This window comes from Mucilaginibacter sp. P4_G9, assembly GCF_056400985.1.
Genome location: NZ_JBFUKF010000235.1, coordinates 1 through 7,783 on the forward strand (window position 1 = coordinate 1; position 7,783 = coordinate 7,783).

The following is a 7,783-nucleotide window of genomic DNA, read 5'->3' on the forward strand; positions in this document are numbered from 1 at the left end:
GATCAGCACGTTGGCTTCGGGGTAGTAAGTCGCGGTGTTGCCCTCTGGGATGTTGTAGGGAACCACCACAAACAGGCGGGCCACACGCTCAACCCCTCCAAAGTTATTGTAAAGGTCTACGTGCTCTCCTTCCTTGAAACCGGCTTTGGCTATGTCCTTCCCGTTCATGAATATCACCCGACGCTCGTTGTGGATTCCGCGATAACGGTCGTTCAGCCCGTAAATGGTGGTATTAAACTGGTCATGGCTGCGGATGGTGGCCATCCGGTATTCCCCTGCGGCCATTTGGTGAYTGGGCAGACCGGCAATATTAAAGCCTATCTTATCACCATACTGCACACTTTTAAACTTACCCACACGTGGACCATTGGGCAGGTAAAAACCCGCAGGGATACGCACCTTTTGATTATAGTCCTCAAAGCCAGGGATCACTTTGGCAATTACATCGCGCACAGCATCATAGCTATTTGCATAGGTATCCCAGTCGACAACCGAGCGGCTGCCCAACGTGGCTTTAGCCAGGCGGCAAACAATTTGGTTCTCGTTCAGCAGATCTTTAGAAACAGGTTTAAGCATACCTTTTGACATCTGGACCACGCCCATCGAGTTTTCACAGCTGATGAATTGGGCGTCGCCCCCAACCATATCCTTATCACTACGGGACAGGGTTGGCAATATGAGCGCTTCATCGCCATGTACCAAATGGCTGCGATTAAGCTTGGTTGATACGTGGACCGACATTTCCAGTTTGCGCATAGCCTCGGCTGTGTAAGTAGTATCCGGTGTAGCCGAAAGAAAGTTACCGCCCATGGCGAAAAATACTTTAAGCTTACCCCTATGCATGGCTTGTATAGTTTCAACCACATCATAACCATGCCTGCGTGGGGGCTCAAAGCCAAAAACCTCTTTAAGCTTATCCAGTTGCCGGGGCTGCGGTTTATCAAATATCATCATGGTGCGGTTGCCCTGCACATTGCTATGCCCTCGTACCGGGCATAAACCCGCACCGGGCTTACCTATGGCGCCTTTCAGGATAGCAAGATTGACTATCTCTTTTACGGTATCAACCCCGTTTTTATGCTGCGTAACACCCATAGCCCAGCAAATAATAATGCGGCTTTTGTTCTTCAGCATATTGACAGCCTGCTGAATCTGATCCAGGGGGACACCAGCCTCAACGGCTAAATGGTTTATTTCAAATTGATCGAGGTGAGCCATGAACGCTTCATAACCTTTGGTACTGTTCTTTATAAATTCATGATCAAACACTTTACCGGGGGTTTCCAGCTCGGCCCTGTACAGCAGCTTTTCTATGGCTTTCAGCAGGGCCATATCGCCATTGATATTTACCTGCAGGTACAGATCGGCCAGTTGGGTGGTTATTCCCAGGAAACCTTTTACTGTTTGCGGGTTTTTAAACCCTATCAGCCCGGCCTCTTGCAAGGGGTTTACTGCAATTATTTTAGATCCGTTCTTTTTGGCCTTTTCCAACGCGGTAAGCATCCTTGGGTGGTTGGTGCCCGGGTTTTGGCCTATGATGATGATCACATCGGTATCATAAAAATCATTAAGGGTAACTGTGCCCTTGCCTATGCCAATCGACTCGGCCAAACCAACACCGGTAGATTCATGGCACATGTTTGAACAATCGGGCAGGTTATTGGTGCCAAACTCCCTTACAAATAACTGGTAGGTAAAAGAGGCCTCGTTACTGGTACGGCCAGAGGTATAAAACGCGGCTTCATTTGGTGAGGCAAGGCTATTGAGCTTACCGGCTATCTTCTTAAAAGCGTCGTCCCAGCTAATGGGTTGATAATGTGTGGCCCCTTTTGGCAGATACATGGGTTGCGCTATCCGCCCTTTTTTACCTATCTCATAGTCATTCAGTTTAGCCAGGTCGGCAACAGCATTTTGCGCGAAGAATTCGGCGGTAAGTTTTTTGGTTGTAGCTTCCTCTGCAAGGGCTTTTGCTCCGTTCTCGCAATACTCGGCAATGGGCGACCGGTCGTCATCCGGATCGGGCCAGGCACAGCCAGAACAGTCAAAGCCGTCCTTCTTGTTCATTTTAAACAGGCCTTCCATACCGCGCATCAAGCCGGATTCCTGCAAAATATCAGCCATAGCAACCGTTACCGCTGGAATGCCGGCTGCCCATACTTTTGGCTTGCTGATTTTCAGGTTGAGCAGTTCTTCAGGATTTTCTGCAGATGGCCGTTCTTTAGCATCCTTACTCATCACTTTTTATCGGCTAAAGGATTGGGGTAGTTGTCGCTCTGATCTTCGGCCACATTATCCAGGCAGGTAAAATCTTTTTCTACCAGTAAATGCAGGCTGCCATGTTTACCTTCAAAACCAACCTTATCCGTTTCCGCAAGCTCCCTGATCACATTGCTGGGTACAAAAAGGATAATGGTATTCTCCCTGAATATCGACGACAGGTGATCATCCTCAACCACTTTAATGGCATAGTATAGTTGTTGGCTGCCAAAGTCGACTTCTTCCTGCAGGTGGCCTTCCTCTGCCAATTGCACTACATCGCTTTTGGTAAGCCTGTATCTTAATGAATTGCCTTTAATACGTATTTTCATAATTTGGTATCAATACGCGGTGTGCCGCGGTGTAAATATTAAAACGCTCATCGCGCAGGAAACCTATTAGGGTAATATTAAATTCTTCGGCTAATTGTACGGCCAGGCTTGACGGAGCGCCTACAGCCGCAATGATATTAATGCCGGCCATAACCGCCTTTTGTACCAGCTCAAAACTTGCTCTGCCGCTTAAAAGCAGTATAGTTTGCTGCAGAGGGAGCCAGCCGTAACCAAGGGCCGCCCCTATTAATTTATCCAACGCATTGTGCCTGCCTACGTCCTCGCGCAACAATAATAATTCGCCCTGCGTTGTGAATAAAGCCGACGCGTGCAAGCCGCCGGTATCAGCAAATATCCGCTGATTCCTTTGTAAAATAAGGGGCAGCCGGTATAAAATATCCGCAGCAACGGCATCCTGATCTGCCACCAGGCCGGTAAAATTGCTTACCGTACGAATGGCATCTATAGAGCCCTTGCCACATACGCCGCAGCTTGATGTGGTATAAAAATTACGTTCGCTATTTTGCAAGAGCGGTTCAACACCGGGATTTAAGGTAACCTGGATCACATTTTCCTTGTTTTCGGCACAGGCAATAAAGCAATGAGCGGTTGACGTAATATCATCAGCATCTTTTATAATACCTTCTGTAAATAAAAAACCGTTCGCAAGTTCAGCATCATGCCCCGGCGTACGCATGGTAACCGAAATATTCTGTATCTGCTGTTGCCCTTCTTTTCCATACTCCAGCCTTATCTCCAGGGGTTCTTCAATAACAAGCGCATCGGTTGCCCGGATGTTGGTTGCAGCTGTAACTTTAACAACAGGTATTTGATGTGTGGATTTAACGGCCATATGTAAATATACAATTTAGCATACAAGTTGTTTAGTTCGCCGGCCCGCTAAAGGGTGAGTTTTTGAATATCAATTATTTATAATTCTATGGTATATTATATCTCTTTTTGCCCTAATTTTGAGAGATGAAGATCAATGTGCTGGCATTTGGTGTAACCAAGGAGATATTCGGAAGTTCGCTGGTAAGTTTGGAATTAACAAATGACGCTACCATTTACAATTTGAAGTATGTACTTGAGCAGCAATATCCACGCTTAAAGCAATTGGCATCGTATATGGTTGCCGTAAATAACGAGTATGCTTTACCCGGCGATACCATCCACGAACGCGACGAAATAGCTATTATTCCGCCCGTAAGCGGGGGATAGTTTTTTTTGGGGACAAAGAATTTTAGGACTTTCGGACGAAGGACTTTCGGAAAAAAGATTGCAATCTTTTATCATAAAAAAATGAGTATCAGAAGAGCCACTTTGGCCGATCAGCCTGCTATATCAAACTTACTGGATCAGTTGGGTTATCCGGGGACGGAAGCCTTTTTAGCTGAAAACCTGGAACAGATGCTTAGCCAGCCACAATCGGAAGTTTTGGTTTATGAATTGGATGGGCAGGTTGCAGGCTTTATTGCTTTTGATTTTTTAACACAATTGGTAGTTAAAGGTAGTTTTGCAAGGATAAGTTGTTTTGCCGTGAATGAGAATGCCCGCAGCAAAGGGGTTGGAAAATTATTGGAGGAACATTTTACAAATTTGGCCACAGAAAAAAAATGCGACCGGATAGAGGTGCATTGCCACTCGCGCCGGGTTGACGCGCATCGTTTTTATGAGCGCCAGGGTTACCATGAGTCGCCGAAGTATTTGATGAAATCGTTAATTGATTAAGGGATCCATGAACAATATACAAGTATTACTTTCTGCGGAAAGCCTGAATGCACAGGTCTGTATTGACTGGGTGATGTCGCCGGAATCTGGCGGAATAGATGTATTTATTGGTACTGTACGCAATGCTACCAAAGGCAAAGCAGTTTTAAAACTGGATTTTGAAGCTTATGAGCTTATGGCAATAAGCGAAATGGAAAAGATAGCCAACCAGGCATTTGAAAAATGGCCGGTACAGAAAGTATTGATCCATCACCGTACAGGCGAATTACAAGTTGGCGAAATACCGGTGATCATAGCTGTATCTGCCGCGCACCGGGAYGCTGCATTTGAGGCCTGCCGCTATATTATAGATACCCTTAAACAAACAGTCCCCATCTGGAAAAAAGAGGCTTTTGAAGATGGCGAGGTTTGGGTGGCGGCACATCCTTGATTGATTTCGGATTTGGGATTTACGATTTCGGATTTTATCGGTTAATAGGATAGTATTTTACCCACAGGAAACATATCATCGTCTGAATTCTCTACCCAGTGATCTCTAATAAAAATTAGATTATTGTTCTTTTTACATACCTCATTCACAACCTTCAAAAACTTGTCTTGCAGCTGTTTATTATTAATCCCAGCCACGATAGCATCATTATAAGAAGCTATGATTAGCTCAAAAAGATCAACTTGCAAGTGTTCATTAATAATATTATTGGTGAAGTAATCCATAAATTCATCAACCCTTTTAGCATCAGCATATTCTATTCCCCAATCCTGGTGGCGGTTATCACAATAAATATTTAAATCCCCGCACGCTTTTCTAAACTGGTTATCAATATCTATTTGCTCCACTTTATAAGATTTTTTATTATCTACCTATTCAGTATATGAACTCAACCCACCTTCCAGCGATAACACATCAGCCTCGGGAATCCTTTTCATGATCAGTTTTACAGCTTCAGCGCTTCTTTTGCCGGTTGAGCAATACAACACTTTAGTATTGGTACTGGTAAAGTATGGCATATCTTCTTCCAGCTCATCTAAAGGAATATGGGTGCCGCCTATATCATAGGCATCACGTTCCTGAATTGTACGTACGTCAATCAGTTCAATAGCATCATCTTCCTGCATACGCTTTTTAAGTTCTTCTGCAGATATGGTTAAAAAAGTAACCGTAGCAGCCAAATGCCTGATATGTGTTTTGGTGACCAACCCAATTTTAATAATACGGCTCTGCATGCTTTGGGCATCAAAAATTAATACTTTACCGGCAAGCAGATCGCCGGTTTTGGTAATGTATTTAATTACCTCGTTTGCCTGCATACTGCCTATAATACCCGCCAATGTAGGGATTACACCTCCTTCGGTACAATTAGGGATCTGGGTGGCATCCACGTCTGGGAAAAGATCGCGGTAATTGGGCGACCTTTGCCCATCCTTATTAAGTACATTCCATACTGCCACCTGGCCTTCAAACTGGTAAATAGCACCATAAACCAAGGGCTTCCCACTTAAAACACAGGCATCATTTAATAAATAACGGGTCTCGAAGTTGTCGGTGCCATCAACTACAATATCGTACCGGCTTACAATCTCTAAAACATTTGCCGAAGTGATCTTATCCCTATGAGGCGCCAGCTTTATACCCGGGTTTTGTTTTTGCAAACGCTGGCAGGCGAGCGTGGTTTTTTCCTTTCCAATATCCTCAGGCGTATACAAAACCTGGCGATGCAGATTACTTACAGATACCACATCAAAATCGGYGATGCCTATAGTACCAACCCCTGTTGATGTTAGGTATTGCGCAGCCGGGCAACCCAGCCCTCCTGCTCCTACTATCAGTACTTTTGCCTGCTGCAATAGCTGCTGTACGGCTTCGCTGAAACCAGGCAGGGCAATTTGGCAGCTATATCTCAGATCATCGGTATCCATTAGTTTGTGGCTGTTTTTTGGTGTATAACCCGTTTTATTCTTTCCAGTTCATCGGGCGTGTTCACATTGGTTAATGCCTCCGGCTCTGGCGGGTTTAGTAGTGTGATATCGGTATTGATGAGCACCTTACGCGGACAAGAATACCCCTGCGCCAAATAAGATAATAACACAGGGTAACTTTTTGGTTCCCAAATAGCAATAAGCGGTTCAGGAAATTCTGTAACAGGACTATGGTAGGCTGTCGCGATGGAAGAACTGTTACGCCAGGCCACTAAATTACGCAGGGTGCCCTCATCCATCAAAGGCAGATCGCAGGCAATAACCAGCCATGCACTATCCGGTTGTTCCCTGAATGCCGACAATATCGCCCCAAAGGGACCAAGCCCCGTAAAGGTGTCTTCCAGCGATGGGTATTGCTTATCTATTTCGCCTTGCTGACCGGGCCTGCAGGAAATAAAAACTTCGTTGCAGAAAGGCTTTAGCATATCTGCCATGTGGTAGCGCTGGGCCTTACCATGCCAGTTTACGTTCCCTTTATCAAAACCCATACGCAGGCTTTGTCCGCCCGCCAAAACCAATCCGTTTAGTACAGGTTTTACCTGCAGCAAATTGGTTTCAAAAAAAGCTATAATCCTTTCCCTGTCCGCTAATTTATAAACGGGAATCTGTTGCCAGTTGGGGATAGCCTCCTTTATAAAATCAAAAGGCTCGTCGCTGTAATCGGCTAATAAAAACAGCTGTACGTTGGTTAACTGTTCAACCCGTTTTTGTAGCGACGCCTTTTTATTAATATCGATAATAACAACCTGCGCGTTTGCCTGCTGGTGGTTACCGTTCACCAGTACCAGGTCGGCATTGGCAAATTGTTGTTTAAGCTGGTAAGGCATCAGGGGGTTTTGAAAGTTAAATTGCTGGTAGTTTACCTGGTCGGTATAATCCACAATAGCGCCACTTGCCAACCTGCCTGGCACCTGCGTAATATCATGATTGTGTGCAGTATCGGCATAAGCACATTTATAGCTTGCGGATAAAGCAGCTATTACATCGTCGGCCAGTAATTTTATTACTGTACATGGCCCGCCAACAATTGCCCACTCGTTTCTTCCAAAATTCCCGGTGGAGGGCCTTGCCAGTTTGGCGTGTTTTTTATGCTTGCCTTCGGGATTATGCTCTTTTAAAATCACGTTTACCTCCTGTTTTTGCTATCAGTTTGGTTTCTTTTATCACAATATCATGGCTCATGGCCTTGCACATATCATAAACGGTAAGCGCCGCTACAGAGGCCCCAACAAGTGCTTCCATCTCGATACCCGTTTTGGCAGTAATGCTCGCGGTGCATTCAATCACAATTTCCTGTTGCTCATTTACCTTAACAGTAACCTGGCAATTATCCATACCCAAAGGGTGACAAAGCGGAATCAGCTCGCCGGTTTTTTTGGCGGCCATGATGCCTGCAATTATCGCTGTTTGAAAAACAGGTCCTTTTTTGCTCATCAGGTCACCATCTGCCAGGTGCTGCAACACCTCATCGGGCAAAACAACAATAC

The 7,783-nt window shown here is 45.2% G+C and carries 10 protein-coding genes; 3 read left to right on the forward strand and 7 right to left on the reverse strand.

Features of this window, described 5'->3' with window-relative positions; all coding sequences use genetic code 11:
- The 3 genes from AC1DPZ_RS17915 to fdhD all read right to left on the reverse strand — a co-directional run.
- A partial coding sequence (locus AC1DPZ_RS17915; RefSeq protein WP_477405872.1) for an FdhF/YdeP family oxidoreductase occupies nucleotides 1–2,235 on the reverse strand: 2,235 nt, incomplete at its 3' end.
- Entirely contained in the window at nucleotides 2,235–2,588 is a 354-nt protein-coding gene (locus tag AC1DPZ_RS17920; protein ID WP_477405874.1) for a DUF7009 family protein, read from the reverse strand. The genes AC1DPZ_RS17920 and AC1DPZ_RS17915, both read right to left, overlap by 1 nt.
- Nucleotides 2,572–3,441 (reverse strand): formate dehydrogenase accessory sulfurtransferase FdhD, encoded by an 870-nt coding sequence (gene fdhD, locus AC1DPZ_RS17925; RefSeq protein ID WP_477405876.1) that lies wholly within the window; start codon nucleotides 3,439–3,441, stop codon nucleotides 2,572–2,574. The genes AC1DPZ_RS17920 and fdhD overlap by 17 nt, the downstream gene beginning before the upstream one ends.
- A gap of 125 nt (nucleotides 3,442–3,566) precedes the next feature.
- Between fdhD and AC1DPZ_RS17930 the strand changes: the two genes are divergently transcribed.
- From AC1DPZ_RS17930 to AC1DPZ_RS17940, 3 genes are all read left to right on the forward strand, one after another.
- Entirely contained in the window at nucleotides 3,567–3,809 is a 243-nt protein-coding gene (locus tag AC1DPZ_RS17930) for a MoaD/ThiS family protein (RefSeq protein ID WP_090649787.1), read from the forward strand.
- Nucleotides 3,810–3,890: 81 nt separating this feature from the next.
- A complete protein-coding gene (locus tag AC1DPZ_RS17935; RefSeq protein WP_477405878.1) occupies nucleotides 3,891–4,319 on the forward strand; it encodes a GNAT family N-acetyltransferase in 429 nt (142 codons plus the stop codon).
- A gap of 7 nt (nucleotides 4,320–4,326) precedes the next feature.
- Nucleotides 4,327–4,749 carry a molybdenum cofactor biosynthesis protein MoaE gene (locus tag AC1DPZ_RS17940; protein ID WP_477405880.1) on the forward strand — a complete coding sequence of 141 codons (423 nt, stop codon included), beginning with the start codon at nucleotides 4,327–4,329 and terminating at the stop codon, nucleotides 4,747–4,749.
- Between the two features lie 41 nt (nucleotides 4,750–4,790).
- Here the strand turns inward: AC1DPZ_RS17940 and AC1DPZ_RS17945 are convergent, their stop codons facing one another.
- The 4 genes from AC1DPZ_RS17945 to moaC all read right to left on the reverse strand — a co-directional run.
- Complete coding sequence (locus AC1DPZ_RS17945; RefSeq protein WP_477405882.1) at nucleotides 4,791–5,156, reverse strand: hypothetical protein; 366 nt, start codon at nucleotides 5,154–5,156, stop codon at nucleotides 4,791–4,793.
- 24 nt (nucleotides 5,157–5,180) lie between these two features.
- The gene (locus AC1DPZ_RS17950) at nucleotides 5,181–6,236 is read right to left on the reverse strand and encodes a ThiF family adenylyltransferase (RefSeq protein ID WP_477405884.1); all 1,056 of its coding nucleotides are present in this window, start codon (nucleotides 6,234–6,236) and stop codon (nucleotides 5,181–5,183) included.
- Nucleotides 6,236–7,420 (reverse strand): NTP transferase domain-containing protein, encoded by a 1,185-nt coding sequence (locus AC1DPZ_RS17955; RefSeq protein ID WP_477405886.1) that lies wholly within the window; start codon nucleotides 7,418–7,420, stop codon nucleotides 6,236–6,238. Before AC1DPZ_RS17955 ends, AC1DPZ_RS17950 begins: the two co-directional genes overlap by 1 nt.
- On the reverse strand, nucleotides 7,401–7,783 hold a 383-nt coding region (gene moaC / locus AC1DPZ_RS17960; RefSeq protein WP_477405888.1), incomplete at its 5' end, for a cyclic pyranopterin monophosphate synthase MoaC. The genes AC1DPZ_RS17955 and moaC, both read right to left, overlap by 20 nt.

What these genes read in the sequence shown, in the direction of transcription:
- AC1DPZ_RS17930 (WP_090649787.1), top strand. Translation starts at nt 3,567, where the DNA reads ATGAAGATCAATGTGCTGGCATTTGGTGTAACCAAGGAGATATTCGGA.
- AC1DPZ_RS17935 (WP_477405878.1), top strand. Translation starts at nt 3,891, where the DNA reads ATGAGTATCAGAAGAGCCACTTTGGCCGATCAGCCTGCTATATCAAAC.
- AC1DPZ_RS17920 (WP_477405874.1), bottom strand. Translation starts at nt 2,588, where the DNA reads ATGAAAATACGTATTAAAGGCAATTCATTAAGATACAGGCTTACCAAA.
- fdhD (WP_477405876.1), bottom strand. Translation starts at nt 3,441, where the DNA reads ATGGCCGTTAAATCCACACATCAAATACCTGTTGTTAAAGTTACAGCT.